The 17,398-nt window shown below is 70.9% G+C and carries 18 protein-coding genes and 1 tRNA gene; 7 read left to right on the top strand and 12 right to left on the bottom strand.

The features are described 5' to 3' along the window. Positions 1–146: 146 nt before the first annotated feature. The 5 genes from KME75_RS21460 to KME75_RS21440 form a co-directional block, all read right to left on the bottom strand. Entirely contained in the window at positions 147–1,466 is a 1,320-nt protein-coding gene (locus KME75_RS21460) for a glycosyltransferase (RefSeq protein ID WP_219416660.1), read from the bottom strand. Between the two features lie 325 nt (positions 1,467–1,791). Next, on the bottom strand, positions 1,792–2,715 hold the full coding sequence (glfT1, locus tag KME75_RS21455) for a galactofuranosyltransferase GlfT1 (protein ID WP_219416667.1): 924 nt from the start codon (positions 2,713–2,715) through the stop codon (positions 1,792–1,794). Next, positions 2,715–3,479: a galactan export ABC transporter ATP-binding subunit Wzt/RfbE gene (gene wzt / locus KME75_RS21450; protein WP_219416659.1), complete on the bottom strand. Its 765-nt coding sequence runs from the start codon at positions 3,477–3,479 to the stop codon at positions 2,715–2,717. The genes glfT1 and wzt overlap by 1 nt, the downstream gene beginning before the upstream one ends. 8 nt (positions 3,480–3,487) lie before the next feature. Next, the gene (wzm, locus tag KME75_RS21445; RefSeq protein ID WP_219416666.1) at positions 3,488–4,351 is read right to left on the bottom strand and encodes a galactan export ABC transporter permease subunit Wzm/RfbD; all 864 of its coding nucleotides are present in this window, start codon (positions 4,349–4,351) and stop codon (positions 3,488–3,490) included. A 140-nt stretch (positions 4,352–4,491) separates the two neighbouring features. Continuing rightward, the gene (locus KME75_RS21440; RefSeq protein ID WP_219416658.1) at positions 4,492–5,046 is read right to left on the bottom strand and encodes a bacterial proteasome activator family protein; all 555 of its coding nucleotides are present in this window, start codon (positions 5,044–5,046) and stop codon (positions 4,492–4,494) included. Positions 5,047–5,125: 79 nt separating this feature from the next. Here KME75_RS21440 and KME75_RS21435 point away from each other — a divergent pair, with 79 nt between their 5' ends. Next, complete coding sequence (locus KME75_RS21435) at positions 5,126–6,319, top strand: aminotransferase class V-fold PLP-dependent enzyme (protein ID WP_219416657.1); 1,194 nt, start codon at positions 5,126–5,128, stop codon at positions 6,317–6,319. 267 nt (positions 6,320–6,586) lie between these two features. On the opposite strand, the gene KME75_RS21430 is transcribed toward KME75_RS21435, so the two are convergent. Continuing rightward, positions 6,587–7,579: an NAD(P)H-quinone oxidoreductase gene (locus tag KME75_RS21430; RefSeq protein WP_219416656.1), complete on the bottom strand. Its 993-nt coding sequence runs from the start codon at positions 7,577–7,579 to the stop codon at positions 6,587–6,589. Positions 7,580–7,635: 56 nt separating this feature from the next. On the opposite strand from KME75_RS21430, the gene KME75_RS21425 reads away from it, so the two are divergent. Continuing rightward, a complete protein-coding gene (locus KME75_RS21425) occupies positions 7,636–8,343 on the top strand; it encodes a GNAT family N-acetyltransferase (RefSeq protein ID WP_219416655.1) in 708 nt (235 codons plus the stop codon). Here KME75_RS21425 and ypfJ read toward each other — a convergent pair. Beyond that, positions 8,283–9,233, bottom strand: a complete 951-nt coding sequence (gene ypfJ / locus KME75_RS21420) for a KPN_02809 family neutral zinc metallopeptidase (protein ID WP_219416654.1) — start codon at positions 9,231–9,233, stop codon at positions 8,283–8,285. The two genes, KME75_RS21425 and ypfJ, sit on opposite strands and share 61 nt — an antisense overlap. Before the next feature lie 98 nt (positions 9,234–9,331). Between ypfJ and KME75_RS21415 the strand changes: the two genes are divergently transcribed. From KME75_RS21415 to KME75_RS46055, 3 genes are all read left to right on the top strand, one after another. Further along, entirely contained in the window at positions 9,332–10,504 is a 1,173-nt protein-coding gene (locus KME75_RS21415) for an endonuclease/exonuclease/phosphatase family protein (RefSeq protein ID WP_219416653.1), read from the top strand. Positions 10,505–10,529: 25 nt separating this feature from the next. After that, a tRNA-Ser gene (locus KME75_RS21410) sits at positions 10,530–10,617 on the top strand. 408 nt (positions 10,618–11,025) lie between these two features. After that, positions 11,026–11,292, top strand: coding sequence for a VOC family protein (locus KME75_RS46055; protein ID WP_372452637.1), 267 nt, complete (start codon positions 11,026–11,028; stop codon positions 11,290–11,292). 23 nt (positions 11,293–11,315) lie between these two features. On the opposite strand, the gene KME75_RS21400 is transcribed toward KME75_RS46055, so the two are convergent. Together KME75_RS21400 and KME75_RS21395 are read right to left on the bottom strand one after the other, a co-directional pair. Further along, positions 11,316–12,200: an aminoglycoside phosphotransferase family protein gene (locus KME75_RS21400; RefSeq protein WP_219416652.1), complete on the bottom strand. Its 885-nt coding sequence runs from the start codon at positions 12,198–12,200 to the stop codon at positions 11,316–11,318. A 51-nt stretch (positions 12,201–12,251) separates the two neighbouring features. Then, positions 12,252–12,563, bottom strand: coding sequence for a winged helix-turn-helix transcriptional regulator (locus KME75_RS21395; protein ID WP_246632548.1), 312 nt, complete (start codon positions 12,561–12,563; stop codon positions 12,252–12,254). A 172-nt stretch (positions 12,564–12,735) separates the two neighbouring features. Between KME75_RS21395 and KME75_RS21390 the strand changes: the two genes are divergently transcribed. Further along, positions 12,736–13,608, top strand: coding sequence for an NAD(P)-dependent oxidoreductase (locus KME75_RS21390; RefSeq protein ID WP_219416651.1), 873 nt, complete (start codon positions 12,736–12,738; stop codon positions 13,606–13,608). A 281-nt stretch (positions 13,609–13,889) separates the two neighbouring features. On the opposite strand, the gene KME75_RS21385 is transcribed toward KME75_RS21390, so the two are convergent. Then, the gene (locus tag KME75_RS21385; protein WP_219416650.1) at positions 13,890–14,339 is read right to left on the bottom strand and encodes an SRPBCC family protein; all 450 of its coding nucleotides are present in this window, start codon (positions 14,337–14,339) and stop codon (positions 13,890–13,892) included. Further along, positions 14,336–14,731: a nuclear transport factor 2 family protein gene (locus tag KME75_RS21380; RefSeq protein WP_219416649.1), complete on the bottom strand. Its 396-nt coding sequence runs from the start codon at positions 14,729–14,731 to the stop codon at positions 14,336–14,338. Before KME75_RS21380 ends, KME75_RS21385 begins: the two co-directional genes overlap by 4 nt. Positions 14,732–14,787: 56 nt before the next feature. On the opposite strand from KME75_RS21380, the gene KME75_RS21375 reads away from it, so the two are divergent. Then, complete coding sequence (locus tag KME75_RS21375; RefSeq protein ID WP_219416648.1) at positions 14,788–15,324, top strand: MarR family winged helix-turn-helix transcriptional regulator; 537 nt, start codon at positions 14,788–14,790, stop codon at positions 15,322–15,324. Between the two features lie 85 nt (positions 15,325–15,409). Here the strand turns inward: KME75_RS21375 and KME75_RS21370 are convergent, their stop codons facing one another. Further along, positions 15,410–16,750: a GGDEF domain-containing protein gene (locus tag KME75_RS21370; RefSeq protein WP_219416647.1), complete on the bottom strand. Its 1,341-nt coding sequence runs from the start codon at positions 16,748–16,750 to the stop codon at positions 15,410–15,412. Positions 16,751–17,398: the final 648 nt, after the last annotated feature.

Genomic DNA, 17,398 nt, shown 5'->3' with positions numbered 1-17,398 from the left:
CAGGCGCGGCGCCCGTCGGGTCGCCGGCCGCCGCGAGGAGCCTGCCGGCCACCCCGGTCTGGACGAGGGCGGTCGCCAGCCCGGCGACGACCAGCAGCGCGGTCAGTACCAGGAGCCAGCGCTTCCTGCGCGTCCGAGTCGTCGGGTCAGGCTGCGCCACGAGCGTCCTCCGATGCCAGGCTGGCCTCGTCCTGGCCCTCGCCGCCGATGAGGTCGGCGCGCCGGGTGAGCCACCCTTGCTTGTTCATGGTCAGGAAGGCCCAGGTCTTGATCGGCAACGCCACCATCATGATCACCAGCGTGACCAGTGGCAGGATGACCAGGTCGGACGGGGTGCGGCGCAGGTGCGAGAAGCTGCGGATGGCGCGACCAATGAACAGCCACGCCGTGCCCAGGACGATCGCGAGCGCTCCGTACGGGCTGAACCAGGCCGCGATGAGGTAGTAGACCGTGGCGAACATCGTGACCGGGGTGAAGAGGATCTGGAACACGGTCAGCTGCGAGATCAGGGGCACCTTCCACAGCCAGCCCTTGTAGAGGGCGGTCAGGTAGCAGCGGTAGGAGTTGCGGCTCCAGCGCACCCGTTGCTTGCAGAACGCGCGGAAGGTCGCCGGGAACATCGACAACGCCTTCGCCGAGTCCTGGTGCTCGGTGCGATACCCCTGCGCGAGCATCAGCCAGGTCAGCCGCCCGTCGTCGCCTGCGACGCACCGCCTGCCGAGGAAGAACTCGTGCTCGAGGTTCTCGAGCACCGGCAGCACGGCGGAGCGGCGGTAGGCCGCGGTGCGCCCGGACACGCAGACCACCCCACCACGTCGGGCGGTGGCAGGCACGTAGTCCAGGTATCGGAGGTCGATGATCCAGTCCGCGACGCGGCGCCAGATGCTACTGCGGGGCTCGTGGACGTTCTGCCGCGTGCCGACCGCACCGACCTTGGGGTCGACGAACGGCATCTGCACCGCGTCGAGCAAGCCCGGCTCCCACGCCGTGTCGGAGTCGGTGAGGACGAGGATCTCGTGCCGGGCGGCGCGGATCCCCACGCCGAGCGCCGACCGCTTGCCCTCGTGGGCGAACATCATCACGTGGAGCCGCCGGTCGCGGCGCGCGATGAGACGGTCGCGGGCCTCGATGTCCTCGACGTCGAGCACGATGATGACCTCGGTGGGGCCTTGCGCCAACCACGTGTCGAGACAGCGCTCGATCACGTTCGGATCCTCACGGAACGAGGGGACGACAACCGAGGTCGTGGTGCGGAAGTCGTTGACCAGCGGGCGGTAACGAGCCGACATGATCTTGCGGATCAACCAGACGGACCACGAAACGGCACCGATCACACCGACAGGCAGGAAGAGCTGCCAATGCTGCAGAAATCGGAGCGAGTCCCACATCACGTCCCCCTCAGTCGCCCCCGGATCGGCCATCGAAAATACAGCTCTCCGCACCAGATCCCTCGATGGGGCTGCCATCCGGTTTGTTCACCGAGAGTCTTCGGAGATGTTGCCAATCTGTTGCTCTCGCTGGTGACGACCCTGAAGAGAGGGTCAGTAGGGACTATCGCCGGGACGCGGAGGACGTTACTGTCACCAGTTGTGATGCAGGTGACAGGGCTGTCTCTGCGCCTACTCCGGACAGTTCGATCACGCCTCGTCCGCGTGCCGTTCCGTAGAGTTACTTCGACGGACGACGGTTGTTCGGAAAGTACCTATTCATCCGTTCATCCGGACGCGCGGAGCTCAGGTGGCGATACACCGGTACCAACGCATGACCGGCGGAAATCGCGCTGAAGCGCGCTCAGGGGCGGTGGAAGCGTTCTGCCCGGCCCTGCCGCACCAGCCGCAGCCACTGCCCGAACTCGCGTGGGCTCCGCTTGGTGATGAGGAAGTACCAGGCGAAGCGCGGCAGCTCCAGCAGCCCGATCTTGCGCATCCCGGGCTGCGAGACCAGGTAGCCACGGTTGCGGTAGGTGTAGAACCGCTTGACCGGGTCGTCGGGGTCGCGGGCGTGCAGCTTGCCCCGCAGCATCGGCTTGTCGTCGTCGCCGCCCGCCGGGTGCAGGTACGCCGCCCGCAGGGACGTGCCGAACGGCAGGCCCGAGCGCACCAGCCGGCGGTGCATCTCCACCTCGTCGCCCCGCACGAACAGCCGCAGGTCCGGCACCCCGACCACGTCGAGCGTCGAGGCCCGGAACAGCGCCCCGTTGAACAGCGCGGCGATGCCGGGCAGCAGCTCGTCGTCGGCGCCGTGCCCGACGTCGGCGGCCAGCTCCGCCCGCGACCTGTGCCAGGTGAGCCCGCGGCGCACCGGGAAAGCGAGGCGGTCGGGCTCGGCCTTGTCGGCCACGGTGGGGGACACCGCAGCGAGCTCACGGCGCTCCGCGAGGTCGACGAGGGTGGCGAGCGTCGTCTCGTCGGCGGGGTGGCCGTCGTCGTCGCCGAGCCAGATCCAGTCGGCGCCCATCGCGAGGGCGTGCAGCATGCCGAGGGCGAACCCGCCCGCGCCGCCGAGGTTGGTCCACGAGGGCACGTAGGTGGCCGGCACGCCGCAGGCCTCGACGACCTCGCGGGCCGGCCGGTCCGGCCCGTTGTCGATGACGACCAGGTGGGCGATCGGGTGGGTCTGCTTCGCGAGCGCGGTCAGGGAGTCACCCAGCACGTCGGTGCGGTGCCGCGTGACGACCACCGCGACGACGGAGCCGGGCGGGAGCTGTGCGCCGATCACCGGGCGTCGATCTCGGCCAGCACGTCGCGGCCCTTGTAGTGCGCCAGCACGTCGCGCAGTGGGCCGTGCTCGCGGATCGTGCCCTGGTCCATCCAGATCGCGGTGTCGCACAGGTCGGCGAGGAACTCGTCGGAGTGCGAGGCGAACACCAGGATCCCGGAGCGCTCCACCAGCTCGTTGAGCCGCGTGCGCGCCTTCGCGAGGAACTCGGCGTCGACCGCGCCGATGCCCTCGTCGAGCAGCAGGATCTCGGGGTCGATGCTGGTGACTACGCCGAGGGCGAGCCGCACGCGCATGCCCGTGGAGTAGGTGCGCAGCGGCATCGACAGGTAGTCGCCGAGCTCGGTGAACGCGGCGATGTCGTCGACGCGCTCCTCCATCTGCTTGCGGGTCATGCCGAGGAACAGGCCGCGGATGAGGATGTTCTCCAAGCCGGAGATCTCGGGGTCCATGCCGACGGCCAGGTCGAACACCGGGGCGACCTTGCCGACGACCGAGGCGCGGCCCCGGGTGGGCTCGTAGATGCCCGACATCAGCCGCAGCAGGGTGGACTTGCCCGCGCCGTTGTGGCCGACCAGCGCCACCCGGTCGCCCTTGCGCAGGGAGACGGTGATGTCGCGGAGCGCCTCGATGATCGGCACCTTGGAGTCGGTGCCGATCCGCCCGCCCGCCCGGCCGAGCACGGCCTTCTTGAGCGACCGCGTCTTGGCGTCGAAGATCGGGAAATCGACGGCTGCGCCTTCTATGTCGATGCTGACCATGCGTTCCCTCAGACCCAGTAGGCGACGCGGGAGCGGTAGTTGCGCAGGCAGACGAGCGCGGCGGTGCACCCGACGACGGTGATGACCGCGACGACGATCCAGTGGCGTGCCACGATGGCCTGGCCGAGCAGCGGCTGCCGCAGGATCTCGACGAAGTGCATCACCGGGTTGAGCTCGATGTACGCGGCCAGGGGATTGGACTTCAGCCTCTCGTAGGACCACACGATGGGCGTCATGAAGAACAGCAGCTGCGTGAGGCTCGCGATGATCGGCGGGATGTCCCGGAACCGGGTGGCGATGATCCCGGCGAGGACCGCGATCCACGCGCCGTTGAGCACGAGCACGGCGAACGCCGGAAGTGCGAGCAGCAGCGACCAGCCGAGCGGCTGCGGGAAGATGATCATCAGGATGCCCCAGATGACCAGGTTGTGCAGGAAGAACAGGGTCTGCCGCCACACCAGCCGGTAGACGTGCAGGCTCAGCGGGGCAGGCAGGAACCGGATCAGGCCCTCGTTCGCGATGAAGACCTCGCTGCCCTCGAGAATGCAGCCGTTGACGAAGTTCCAGATCAGCAGCCCGGTGGCCACGTAGGGCAGGAACGTCGCGATCGGCTCGCCGAACAGCGCCCCGTACAAGAAACCCATCGCCGTGGCGACGACGGCCATGCTGATGCTGATCCACAGCGGCCCGAGCACCGAGCGGCGGTAGCGCTGCTTGATGTCCTGCCAGCCGAGGTAGCCCCACAGCGGACGCTGCCGCCAGCCCTGGCCGAGGTCGCCGAACGCCCGTCGCCAGCTCCGGGACGGGGCAACGTCGGCCACGGCGGGGCGTGCGGACACCGCGTCCTCGGCCCGGTCGTCACCGGTGGTCATCGTCTGAGCCACTCGTCGAGGGTACCGGCGGGGGTCGGGACGCCCGTGGGCGGTGCGCCGGGGCGCGAAGTGGGCCCGGGGCAGGCGGATCCACTGGCGCCCGCCGCCCCGGCAACCCTGGCAAATCAGCGGGTGCCCGCCTACAGGTACTGGCCGGTGCCACGGCCCAGACCGCCCTCGGGCGCCTGCGCCGTGGCGCCCGGCGGCAGGCCGCGGCGCATCTGCTCGAGCTGGGCGCGGGCCGCCATCTGCTGGGCGAACAGCGCCGTCTGGATGCCGTGGAACAGCCCCTCCAGCCAGCCGACGAGCTGGGCCTGGGCGATCCGCAGCTCGGCATCCGACGGCGTGCTGTCGTCGGTGAACGGCAGGCTCAACCGGTGGAGTTCGTCGCGCAGCTCCGGGGCGAGCCCGTCCTCGAGTTCCTTTATCGAGTTCTCGTGGATCTCCCGCAGCCGGTTGCGCGACGCCTCGTCCAGCGGCGCGGCCCGCACCTCCTCGAGCAGCTGCTTGATCATCGTGCCGATCCGCATGACCTTGCCGGGCTGCTCGACCATGCTTCCGACGCCCTGCTCCTCGCCGCCGTCCTCGTCGGCCTGCGGCACCCGCGCCATCCCCACCGGCCTCCCGTCCGGCCCGATGACCACGACCTGCTGGTCGCCGTTCTCGCTTGCGTTCTGGTCCGATGGCTGGCTCATGATCCCCATGCTCCCCGGCGAACACGCTCCGTGCTCACCACGTCACTGATCGATTTGGTCTCCTCGTTACCGTATCCGGATGGCGTTCGACGTCGCCCGGGTCCGCGGGCTCATCCCCGTCCTCGGGGACGGGTGGATCCACCTCGATGCGGTCTCCGGGATGCAGATCCCCGAGCACGTCGTCTCGGCGATCACTGCTGCCCTGCGGGTACCCCGCGCGCTGCCCGGCGAAGGGTTCGCCGCTTCCGTGTACGTGGCCGGGGTGGAAGCGGCCGCGCGCCAGTCCGTGGCCGACCTCGTTGGCGGCGATCCGCGCGGCGTCGTCCTCGGCCCCGGGCCCGCCGTTCTCCTGCGGCGGCTCGCCGAGTCCGTCGGCGAGACCTGGATGCTCGGCGACGAGATCGTGGTCTCGCGGCTCGACGACACGGCGAACGTGGCTCCGTGGGTGCGCACCGCACACTCGCGGGGGGCCGCGGTCCGCTGGGCGGAGATCGAGATCGAGTCGGGCGAGCTGCCGACATGGCAGTTCGACGAGCTGGTGGGCGACAGGACCCGGCTCGTCACCGTGACGGCGGCGTCGGCGCACGTCGGCACGCAGCCCGACATCGCCGCGATCGCCGAGCGTGCGAGGGCGTACGGCGCACTGCTGGTGGTGGACCTCGCGGTGGCCGCGGCGTGCGGACCGGTCGGCATCGACGGGCTCGGCGCCGACGTCGTCGTCCTCGACGCGGCCGCGTGGGGCGGCCCGCAGCTCGGCGCGCTGGTGTTCCGCGACCCGGCGCTGCTCGACCGGCTGCCGTCCTGCTCGCTGGACCCTCTCGCCCGCGGCTCCCACCGGCTTGAGCTGGGCCCCCATCCGTACCCGCTGCTGGCGGGTCTGGTGGCCTCCATCGATCACCTCGCGGGCCTGGACGACTTCGCGACGGGTACCCGCCGCGAGCGTCTCATCACCTCGATGGACGCCCTCGAGGCCCACCACTCCGCACTGCTCGCGGAGCTGCTGGGCGACCTGCGCCGGATCGGGGTCTCCGTGCTCGGGGCGCCCGAGTACCGGGTGCCGATGCTCTCGCTCACCCACCCGGTCAAGGCCCCGGACGTCGCCGACCACCTCGCACACCGCGGCATCTGCACGGTCGCCGACCCGGCCGAGGACGGCGTGCTCGCGCACCTGGGCACGGCGGAGATCGGCGGCGCGGTACGGATCGGGCTCGCGCACTACACGAGCCGCGCCGAGATCGGGGCGCTCGTGGCGGCGCTGTCCGAACTCGGCTGACCCGCCCACGTGAGTCGCCCGGTTTCGACGCGCGAGTCGCCCGGTTTCGACGCGCGAGTCGCCCGGTTTCGACCCGCGAGTCGGCACGGAGTGGTGGGCGAGTCGGCACGATCTGGCGGGCCACCTCACGGCGGCCACCTGAACGCCGATCGCCACGAGATGCCCATTAACCGCGCGACGGACCGCAACGCGTGCAAGCTCGCAACGATCACCGGCGGCCGCCATGACCGAACCGCCGATCACGGCTATCGAGCGCGTACCGGTCGCTCAGCCCGCTACCAGCAGCAACTTGCCGACGACCCCACCCGCCTCGAGCTGCGCGTGCGCGTCCGCCGCCCGGGCCATCGGGAAGCGGTCGTGCACGATCGGCCGCACCCGCCCGTCGGCGAACATCGGCCACACTTGCTCGCGCACGCCGGCCACGATCGCGCCCTTGCCGTTCGGGCCGTCGACCGGCCGCCCACGCAGCCCCATCGCGGTGATGCTGCCGCGCTTGCGCAGCAGCTTGTTCAGGTCCAACTCGCCCGTGCGGCCGCCCTGCAGGCCGATGATGACGAGCCGACCGTCGGGCGCGAGCGCGTCAAGGTTCGCGGCCAGCCCCTTGGCGCCCATGTTGTCCAGGATGACGTCGGCGCCGTGCCCGTCGGTGGCCTTCTTCAGCTCGGCCGGCACGTCGTCGTGGTAGTCGATCGCGATGTCGGCGCCGAGCTCGCGGCAGCGCTCCAGCCGGTCGGGCGCACCCGCCGTGGCCGCCACCCGGGCGCCGAGCGCTTTCGCCACCTGGATCGCGTGCGTGCCGATGCCGCTGCTGCCGCCCTGGACGAGGAACGTCTCACCTGCGCTGAGCCGCCCGGCCATCGCGACGTTCGACCACACGGTGCACGCCACCTCGGGCAGTCCGGCCGCCGTCACCAGGTCGACGCCTTCCGGGATCGGCAGCAGCTGCGGTGCCGGCACGACGACCTTCTCCGCGTACCCGCCGCCCGCGAGGAGCGCACACACCTCGTCGCCGACCTGCCAGCCGTCGACGCCGTCCCCGAGCGCCGCGATCCGCCCGGAGCACTCCAGGCCGATGATGTCGGACGCTCCCGGCGGGGGCGGGTAGTGGCCCTGTCGTTGCATCAGATCGGCCCGGTTGACGGCGCTCGCCGCCACGTCGACGAGGACCTCGCCCGGGCCCGGGCCCGGGGTGGGATCGGGCACCTCGGCCCACTCGAGAACCTCCGGCCCGCCCGGCTGCCGCACGGTGATCGCATGCATGCCGGGGACGCTATTCGGTGGAGGCGCGGCACGCCGGTCGGGCAGGCTCGAACGCCATGACGCCCCCCGAGCCCTGGCCACTGCACCACCTCGTGCTGCGTACCCCGAGGCTGGAACTGCGCCCGGACGACGACGAGGGCCTGCGCGAGCTCGCCGATGAAGCCCACCGGGGCGTGCACCCTCCCGACCAGATGCCGTTCATGGTGCCGTGGACCGACGCCGACCCGGCCGACCTCGGCCGTCGCATGCTGCAGCACTACTGGTCGCAGCGGGCCCAGCTCGACCCGGCGAACTGGACGCTCAACTTCCTCGTGCGGTACGACGGCCGGGTCGTCGGCGCCCAGGGGCTCAGCGGCCACGACTTCGCGGTGACGCGCGAGGTCGAGTCCGGGTCCTGGATCGGGCTGCGGCACCAAGGCCGTGGGATCGGCACGGAGATGCGGGCCGCGGTGCTGGCGTTTGCGTTCGACCATCTAGGTGCACTGTCAGCACGTTCGGCGGCCGTCTCCGACAACGTCGCGTCGCTGCGGGTATCGGAGCGGCTCGGCTATCAGGGTGACGGCACCCGGACGGTGGTGCGTCGCGGCGCGCCGACACTGGACGTCCGCCTGCTGCTGCCCCGCGAGGCGTTCGTCCGACCGGAGTGGACGCTCCGCGTCGAGGGGGTCGAGCCCGTCCTACCGTTCCTCGGGCTCGCGTCCGATCAGCCGAGGTCGACGCCCCGCGCGAAGGTGTCGCAGGCCGCGGGGTCACCGGTCCGGTAGCCCGTGGAGTACCACTTCTCGCGCTGCGCGGACGTGCCATGGGTGAACTGGCTCTCGTCGACGCGGCCACCGCCGAGCTCGCTCTGGATGTAGTCGTCGCCGATGCGGGCGGCGGTGTCGAGCGCGGCGGCCACGTCCTGCTGGGTGACGCCGACGATCAGTGGCTCCCCGGAGGACGTCGGCGTGGTCTCCGCGTGGTTCGCCCACACCCCGGCATAGCAGTCGGCCTGCAGTTCGAGCCGCACCGCGCCCGACGTCGGCCCGGTGTCGCCGGGGCGCACCCGCGAGGACGTCCCCAGCAGGTTCTGGATGTGGTGGCCGTACTCGTGCGCGATCACGTAGGCGCGGGCGAACGGCCCGCCCTCCGCGCCGAACCGGCTCTCCAGCTCCTGGAAGAACGACAGGTCGATGTAGACCTCGCCGTCGGCGGGGCAGTAGAACGGCCCGGTCGCGGACGTGGCGCCGCCGCAGCCGCCGGTGCGAACGCTGCCGGAGAAGAAGTTGGTGCGCGGCGGCTGGTAGGTCTGCCCGGACCGGGCGAAGGTGTCGGACCAGAAGCCGTCGAGCGAGTTGACGACGGCGACGACCTCGCAGTCGAGCTGCGAGTTGGCGTCGCTCCCGGCGCGGCAGCTCTCGGCGATCTGCGACGAGTCGGCCGTCTCGCCCGGTGACAGCCCCGACAGGCCCCCGGGCAGCGCGTACCCGCCGCCGAACCCTCCGCCGCCACCGCCGCCGAGCTGGGTAAGCAGGAAGTACAGGATCAGCCCCAGGACGCCCAGGCCGCCGCCGCCGATCGCGACGCGACCACCGAGCGGCGCCCCGCCCCCGCCGCGCCCGCGCAGGTCGTCGATCTGCGACGTGTCGAGGTCGGCGTTCTCGTCGAAGCGCATGCTGCCTCCCACCCGGCCCTACTCGCATCCCACCACGGACCACGTACCCCGGCAGGGCCGTCACCGCTCGTTCACCATCGCCTGTCAGGGTGACGCGCATGAGGCGCCGACAACTCCCCGTCACCGCGGCCGTGGTCGCCGCGCTGGCCGCCCCCGTCCTGCTCGCCGCGCCGGCGGCGGCCGCCCCGCCCGCCGACCTGCGCGTCGCGACGTTCAACGCTTCGCTGAACCGGGCGACCGAGGGCGAGCTGGTGGCCGACCTCTCGACGCCGGACGACCCGCAGGCCCGCGAGGTCGCCGAGGTCGTCCAGCGGGTGCGCCCGGACGTGCTGCTGGTCAACGAGTTCGACTTCGCCCCCGAGGCCGTGGACCTGCTCCGGGACAACTACCTCGAGGTGGGGCAGAACGGCGCCGAGCCGATCGAGTACGCGCACGCGTTCATCGCGCCGTCGAACACCGGCGTGCCGAGCGGGTTCGACCTGAACAACGACGGCACGGTCGGCGGCCCGGACGACGCGCTCGGTTTCGGCGCGTTCCCCGGCCAGTACGGGATGCTCGTGCTGTCGCGGTACCCGATCGCGCAGGACGAGGTGCGCACCTTCCAGGACTTCCTGTGGAAGGACCTCCCCGGCGCGCGGATCCCCGAGGGCTTCTACACGCCGGAGGAGCTGGCGGTGCTGCCGCTCTCGTCGAAGTCGCACTGGGACGTGCCGGTGCAGGTCGGCGGGCGCACGGTGCACGTCCTGGCCAGCCACCCGACCCCGCCCACGTTCGACGGCCCCGAGGACCGCAACGGCCGCCGCAACGCCGACGAGATCCTCTTCTGGCGCCAGTACGTGCAGCCCGGCGCGCAGTCGCGGGCGCTGTACGACGACGAGGGCCGCCGCGGCGGCCTGGGCGGCGGCGAGCGGTTCGTCATCGTGGGCGACCAGAACTCCGACCCGCTCGACGGCGACTCGCTCCCCGGCGCGGCCGAGCAGTTCCTCACCGCCCACCGCGTGGTCGACCCGGCCCCCGGCTCGGACGGCGGCATCGAGGCGGCCCAGTTGCAGGGCGGGGCGAACACCACCCACCGCGGCGACCCCGGCGTCGACACCGCGGACTTCGGCGAGCCGAACCCGGGCAATCTGCGCGTCGACTACGTGCTGCCGTCCAAGCCGATGCAGGTGCGGGGGAGCGGCGTGTTCTGGCCGATGGCGGCCGACCCGCTGGCGCGACTCAACGACGCGTCGGACCACCACGCGGTGTGGGTGGACCTCCGGGTGCGCTGAGTCGGCGCCGGGTACGGTGCACGGCGGAAGCGTGGCAGAGCGGCCGAATGCACTCGCCTTGAAAGCGAGAGACGGGCAACCGTCCGGGGGTTCGAATCCCTCCGCTTCCGCCAGGCCAGGTATTCGCCCTGCTCAGGCCCTCTCGCGGCAGGATGCCAGCACCTGTGGTGGTCACCCGCGCAGCCGGGTCTCGGACGAGGTCGACGTAAGAGGGGTGACCGGGCCGTCCGGACCCCGCTGTGGTCGATCTCGACCGGGCGGCGACCCCCGTGACCGGCCCGGGGGCGGCTTCGACGCCGCCGCGAATCGTTCCGCTCCGACGGCGGCGAGGAGCCGCGAACGGCTATTGCGTAATCGGCTCGCCCCCCACGCCTCGACTGCAGCACAGTCGCCGTCATGACCGCCCGCATCTCCCACACGACGTTCGACGCCATCGACGCCTATGCGCAGTCGGTGTTCTGGGGACGCGTGCTGGGGTTCGCCGAGGACCCCGCCGATCCGAACGAACCGGGGCACGAGGAGTGCATGATCTTCTCCCCGGACGGCTCGGAGCGGTCCTGTTCATCGAGGTCCCCGAGCCCAAGCAGATCAAGAACCGGTTGCACCTCGACCTCGTGCCGGCCGCCGGTACCCGGGACGAGGAGCTCGCCCGGCTGCTGGCCCTCGGTGCGAGCACGGTGGCCGATCTCCGACGCCCTGACGGCTCGGGCTGGGTGGTGCTCGCCGACCCGGAGGGCAACGAGTTCTGCATCCTTCGCAGCGAGGCCGAGCGCGCCGGCACGGCCTGACGGCATCGGCGGGCGTGCGGTCGTCAGAGCTCCCGGGTGTGGTCGTCGAGGACCTCGGCGATGACGCGCCGGGACTGCGCGGCGGCTGCGGGATCGCGCTCGAGCCGGTCGACGAGGGTGATCAGCGCCTTCCACAGCGCCCATCCCCGGCCGCGGGACCACGTGGCGGGGTCGAGGCCGAGGCGGCTGCGGAAGGCGTCGCGGCTCGTTCCGCGGAACAGTGTCCAGGCGATGACGACGTCGCACGCGGGATCGCCGACGCCCGAGGTACCGAAGTCGATCACGGCGCTGAGCCGCTGGTCGCGCACCAGCAGGTTCCCGGTCGCGACGTCGCCGTGGAACCACACCGGGTCGCCGTGCCATGCGGCACGCACGGCGTCGTCCCACACCGCGAGCGCCCGGTCCTGCGGGATCTCACCACCCAGGGTGTCGATCGCCCGGAGCGTCTCGTCCGCGTAGGTGTCCAGCGGGCCGCCCCGGAAGAAGTTGTGCCGGCCGGGCCCGGGGCCGTCGGTCGGGTCGACCTGCCTCAGCGCGACGAGGAACCCGGCCACCGCCGCCGCGAACACGGCGGGGTCGCCAACGCCCGCCGCGGCCGCCGTCCTGCCGGGGAGCCAGCGGTGGATCGACCAGGGGTAGGGGTAACCGTGCCCGGGCACGCCCTTCGCCGCGGGGGTCGGGATGGGGAGCGGGAGCTGCCGAGCGAGGATCGGCAGCCACCGCTGCTCCTTCTCCACCTGCAGCGCGTACCAGTCCCCGCTGGGCAGCCGCACCGTCAGCTCGTCGCCGAGGCGGAAGGTGCGGTTGTCGATGCCACCGACCTCCACGGGGGCGACCGGGAGATGCGACCACTGCGGGAACTGGCTGTCGACCAGCCGCCGGGCCAGGTGCTCGTCGAGCTCGATCATCCAGGCGAGTCTCGTGCGGCCGGGCCGGTGCCGACAACCGCATTCGGCCGCTCAGGACGCGTCGAGCACGATCTTCTCCGCTCCGATCCTGCGGATGCGCTCGGTGCCCCAGGCGCCCAGCGGGGCCAGCGCGGCGTTGAGGGAGACGCCGTGCTCGGTCATCGAGTACTCCACCCTCGGCGGCACCTCGCGGTACACCTCGCGGTGGACGAGACCGTCGGCCTCCATCTCCCGCAGGTGCTGGACCAGCATCTTCTCGCTCACGCCCGGCAGGCCGCGTTTGAGCTCGGTGAACCGCCGCGTCCCGTAGGCGTCGAGCTCCCAGAGGATCAGCGACTTCCACTTCCCGCTGACGACGTCCATCGCGGCGTCGATCCCGCAGAAGTAGGGCCCCCGTCGTTCCGCCGTCACCCGCGTCGCCTCCCGACCACACTTACAGAAGGTAAGTACCCCACAAAATAGTGGGTACTTGTCGATGTTAGCGGTTGCGAGAAGCATTCGGTGCGTTGTCGAGAACGGAAGGAACGACGAAGAGATGACGACGCACGACACCAGGGTGAGCGTCCTCGGGCTGGGCGAGATGGGCCGGGCGCTTCCAGCCGCGCTCGTGAAGGGCGGCTACGTGACGACGGTGTGGAACCGGAGCCCGGGGAAGGCGGACGACCTGGTCGCGCAGGGTGCGGTGGCGGCCGGATCCGCACGGGAGGCGGTCGGGACGAGCCCGCTCGTGATCGTCTGCCTCTTCGACCACGCCTCGGTCCACGAGGTGCTCGACCCGCTGGCCGAGGATCTCGCCGGCCGCACGCTGGTCAACCTGACCACCACGTCCCCGGACCAGTCCCGGGAGATCGCCGCCTGGGCCGCCGCGGCCGGGATCGCCTACCTGGACGGCGGGATCATGGCCGTCCCGCAGATGATCGGGCAGGCCGGGTCGTCGATCCTCTACAGCGGATCGACCGCGGTCTTCGAGCAGTACCGGCCGCTGCTCGACCTGTGGGGCGAGAGCGCCTACTTCGGCGACGACGCCGGCATGGCCTCGCTGTACGACCTGGCCCTGCTCGCGGGGATGTACGTGATGTTCGCCGGGTTCATGCACGGGGCGGCGATGGTGGGTGCGGCGGGCGTTTCCGCGGGCGAGTTCGCGAAGCGCGCCGCCCCGTGGCTGAGCGCGATGACGTTCGCGCTGGAGGGCTTCGCCGAGGTGATCGACGGCGGCGACTACGGGGTGGCCGGGCAGCAGAGCCTGGAGTTCTCCGACCTCGGCGACATGGTGGCCGCGAGCGCCGCACAGGGCATCAGCACCGAGGTGGTGGACATGGTCCAGACGCTCATCCGGCGCCAGATCGACGCCGGGCACGGCACCGACGGCTTCGCCCGGATCTTCGAGAGCATCAAGCACCCCGCCTGACGGACCGCCGGTACGACGAGGTGCCGGCCCGTCGGCGAGCAGCCCTGTGGCGAAGAGGGCGAGACCGGCGAGCGTGGGGCGGGCCCGGCCGCGCGCGCCGGCCCAGCCGCCCGCCGCGACCATGCCGGCGATCCCGCCCGGCGCAGTCCTGCGCCGGTGCCCGACCAGGCACCACGGGCAGCCCAGGTTGGACGACACCTCGATTTGCGCGGAACCGAACACCTCGGCCGACGTAGAGGTCGAGCGACCGCAGCGCGGCAGAGATGTCGGCGCGCCCCTCCTCAGCCCGCGGGGGTTCCTGCCCGCTGCGCGACGCGGCGCAGTCGGGCCAGATCACCCGCGAGGGTGCGTCGCACCAGCACCCGCATCAGGGGGGCCAGCAGCCGGTCGGGGCCGTGCAGGCGCACGCGCACCTCGAGCCGGACGCGGCAGCGTCCCGGGCCGAGCTCCTCGACCGTCCGGCTGCCCTCCGCGTCGGATCCGGAAGTGGTGCGCCAGGTGAAGTGCAGGCCTGGCCCGACCGCCGTGACGATGCCGTCGTTGCGGAGCGTGCGGCCGGCAAAGCGCATCACCTCCGCGGTCGTCTGTCCCGGGTGCACCGGTCCGGGCGGCGAGGGGGCCATCGTCTCGACGCCGTCGCGCCACTCCGGATCGCGCCCGTAGTCGGCGACGACCGCCCACACGGCATTCGCCGGTCGGTCGAAGTCCATCTCTGCGCTGTGCTCGATCATCGGACGCCTCCACTCCAGAACGTGTCGACGGGCTGCTGTTCGCGGTTGTGGAACCAGACCTCTGCGATGCGGTCGCCCACCATCCGCAGCAGGTGCACGGTGGGGTTGTCGAGGACGGCACCGCCGCGCTCCGCTCGCGACCGGGCGTACACGGCGACGTGCTTGTGACCGGTCAGCACCTCGAGCACCTCGATGTGTTCGCCCGAGGCGGCTGCGGACCGCGAGGCGGCCAGGAACCCGAGGATCGCGTCGGGGCCGTCGTAGCGGCCGGAGAGCGGGTGGTTGCCCGGCACGTGCAGCACGGCATCGGGGGTGAGCGCCGCCGTGAGCTCTGCGGCGTCCCCGGTGTCGAGCCCCTGGTAGATGCGGCGAACGTTCTCTGCTGCTGTCATGCCTCGACATCGAAGTATTCGAAGTCAACGGTTTATTCTCAAACTACCATCGCGGCATGGCGGAGCCCGACCCCGTGGACCGGCTGATCGAGCAGTGGCGGCGCGAACGACCCGACCTCGACCTCGCCGCGATGGCGACGATCGGTCGCCTCGGGCGGCTGTCGGCGCTGGCCGGTCCGATGGTCGAGGCGGGGCTCGCCCCGCACGGGCTCAACGTCGGCGAGTTCGACGTGCTCGCCGCGCTGCGGCGCTCCGGTGAACCGTTCACGCTGACCCCGACGGTGCTGGCGCGCACCCTGATGCTCTCGCCCGCGGCTATGACCAACCGGCTCGACCGGCTCGAGGCCGCGGGCCTCGTCACGCGTGACCTCGATCCGGGCAACCGCCGCAGCATGCGCGTCAGGCTGACCGCATCCGGCCGCGAGCGGGTCGACGCGGCCGTCACCGACCACGTGGCGAACGAGGAGCAGCTGCTCTCGACGCTGTCCCACGACGACCGGCGCACCCTCGACGACCTGTTGCGCAGGCTGCTGGCGGGGATCGAGGCCCGAGTGCCCGGCCGCGACCGTTCGGGACGGCGACAGGCGAGGTGAGGACTCGGCCGGTCAATGCCGGTGGAGCCTGACAGGTGGGTCGCAACCATCGACCGACGCAGCGGCGAGAACCGCTCTCGACGCGCTACTCGACGCTCGGGCGTCCGTGCAGTCGAGGCGGAGGGTCTGCGGACGAGTACGACGTCCGCTGGGCGCTGAGGCGCACCTGGTTGCGTCCGTCCCGCTTCGCTGCGTAGAGCGCGGCATCGGCGACCGCGATGAGGTCCTGGACCTCCAACCCATCGCCGGGGAACGTGGCGCCGCCGATGGAAACGGACAGGTCGGTGAGGGTCAGTGGCCCATCGGGGGTCGGGATCTCCACAGCCAGTTCGCTGATCCGCTGCCGGATACGCTCCGCGATGCGTCGCAGCTCGGCGTGACCCGCATGGCCGGACCCGGGCGAGGCGAGCATGATCACGAACTCCTCGCCGCCGAACCGCCCGACGATGTCCCGATCGCGAACCTCTGCGCGGAGGGCTGCGCCGACCGCCGCCAGCACCATGTCGCCTGCGAGATGCCCGTGGTCGTCGTTGACCCTCTTGAAGTGGTCGAGGTCAAGGATCAATATGCCGCGCGGATCTGCAGTTCGCCTGGCCCTGCTGAGCTGTTGCATCGCCTGGTGCTGCCATGCCGCCGCCGTCAGCAGCCCGGTCTTGCTGTCGGTGTTGGCAGCCTTCTCCAGCTGGCGCACGAGAACGGCGCGGTTCAGCACCAGGAGCGGTGGTAACGCGAACGCCGCCATCAGAGGGCCGGAGACGGTGAGGGCCAGTGCGAGCATCGCGCCGAGCGACAGGGTGGCGATCTCCAGGACGATCTCGTCGCCCTGGCCGAGCACCTGACGGACCGTCCGGTCCGAGCTGATGACCACGACGCCCACGACCAGGCAAGTGTTGACCACCGTGTAGGCGAGCATGGCCGCCACGATCGCGAGCGGTCCGAATGCGTTGAGTGGGCTGTGCTCTGCGCCGAGGTAGGCCCTCGTGCCGGCAGCTGCATGCACTGCCAGCCACACCGTCGCGGTGTTGAAGACGACCCGGTACATCGGCGTCTTCGCGGCTCGCCACACGCGGACGTACAGGTGTGTGAAGAGCATGGTGACGACCAGACACGCCACCTCCGGTGGGAACAGCAGCGCCGCTGCGAAGGTCCACACAGAACTGAGATCGACGTGCGCCACCTCGGCCGCACGGCGACGAATACGTTCAACTCTTAGTGCAACCTCGGTGTGAATTACTCCACCGACGATTAGTCCGACACCGCCGAGTGCATCAGAAAGGTCTGGGCCGAACGGAGTAACGACCAGGTCCGCGACAAGCAGGAGTGCTGCGAAGGCTTCGATCAGCAGTACCGAGCTGAGCAGCCGATGAGGTAGGCCCCAGACCGCCCAGTCGGCGACTTGTAGGGGGCGGCGGCGCGGTGCCGTCATACAAGATCCCCTCACCGTCGCTGGGCCCCGATGCACCGCCCATCGGGGCGGATCGTAGCCAGGCCTGCACCGTCCTGTCACTGTCGGGTGACGCGGTGCACCTGGTTGAACCCGATGGCGAGTGATCCACATGCTGTTGTGCACACCGTGGGTCGACAATTCGTTCGGTCCCGATTGCTCCCTGATCACGATCGCGCCCAATCGGAGGCCCCGGGTCGCGGAGATCGGGCTCGCGGGATCAAATCACTCTCCTGTCAGGTAGCGAAACTCGCGCTGTTGCGAGGAAACCTGGTGAGGGAAGGAGGTGAGTGTGGTGCGCAACTGGCACTGGTGAGTGGGGCTTCGTGGTGAGTCGGCGTGGTCGGAAGGAGGTCGTGGGATGCGCAACTGGCACTGGTGATCGCGGTGGTGGGTCTTGTCGGTCGGTGGTGAGGGAGGTGTGTGTGGTGCGGAACTGGCACTGGTGAGTGGGGTCGTTGGTGGTTGATCGGTCGGGTTGGAGGGAGGTCGTGGGATGCGGAACTGGCACTGGTGAGTGGGGTCGTTGGTGGTTGATCGGTCGGGTTGGAGGGAGGTCGTGGGATGCGGAACTGGCACTGGTGAGTGGGGTCGTTGGTGGTTGATCGGTCGGGTTGGAGGGAGGTCNTG

It is taken from the genome of Pseudonocardia nigra (assembly GCF_019396355.1).
GTDB lineage: Bacteria > Actinomycetota > Actinomycetes > Mycobacteriales > Pseudonocardiaceae > Pseudonocardia > Pseudonocardia nigra.
The sequence above is the reverse complement of the archived record's forward strand: the minus strand, read 5'-3'. Positions and strand labels throughout refer to the sequence as shown.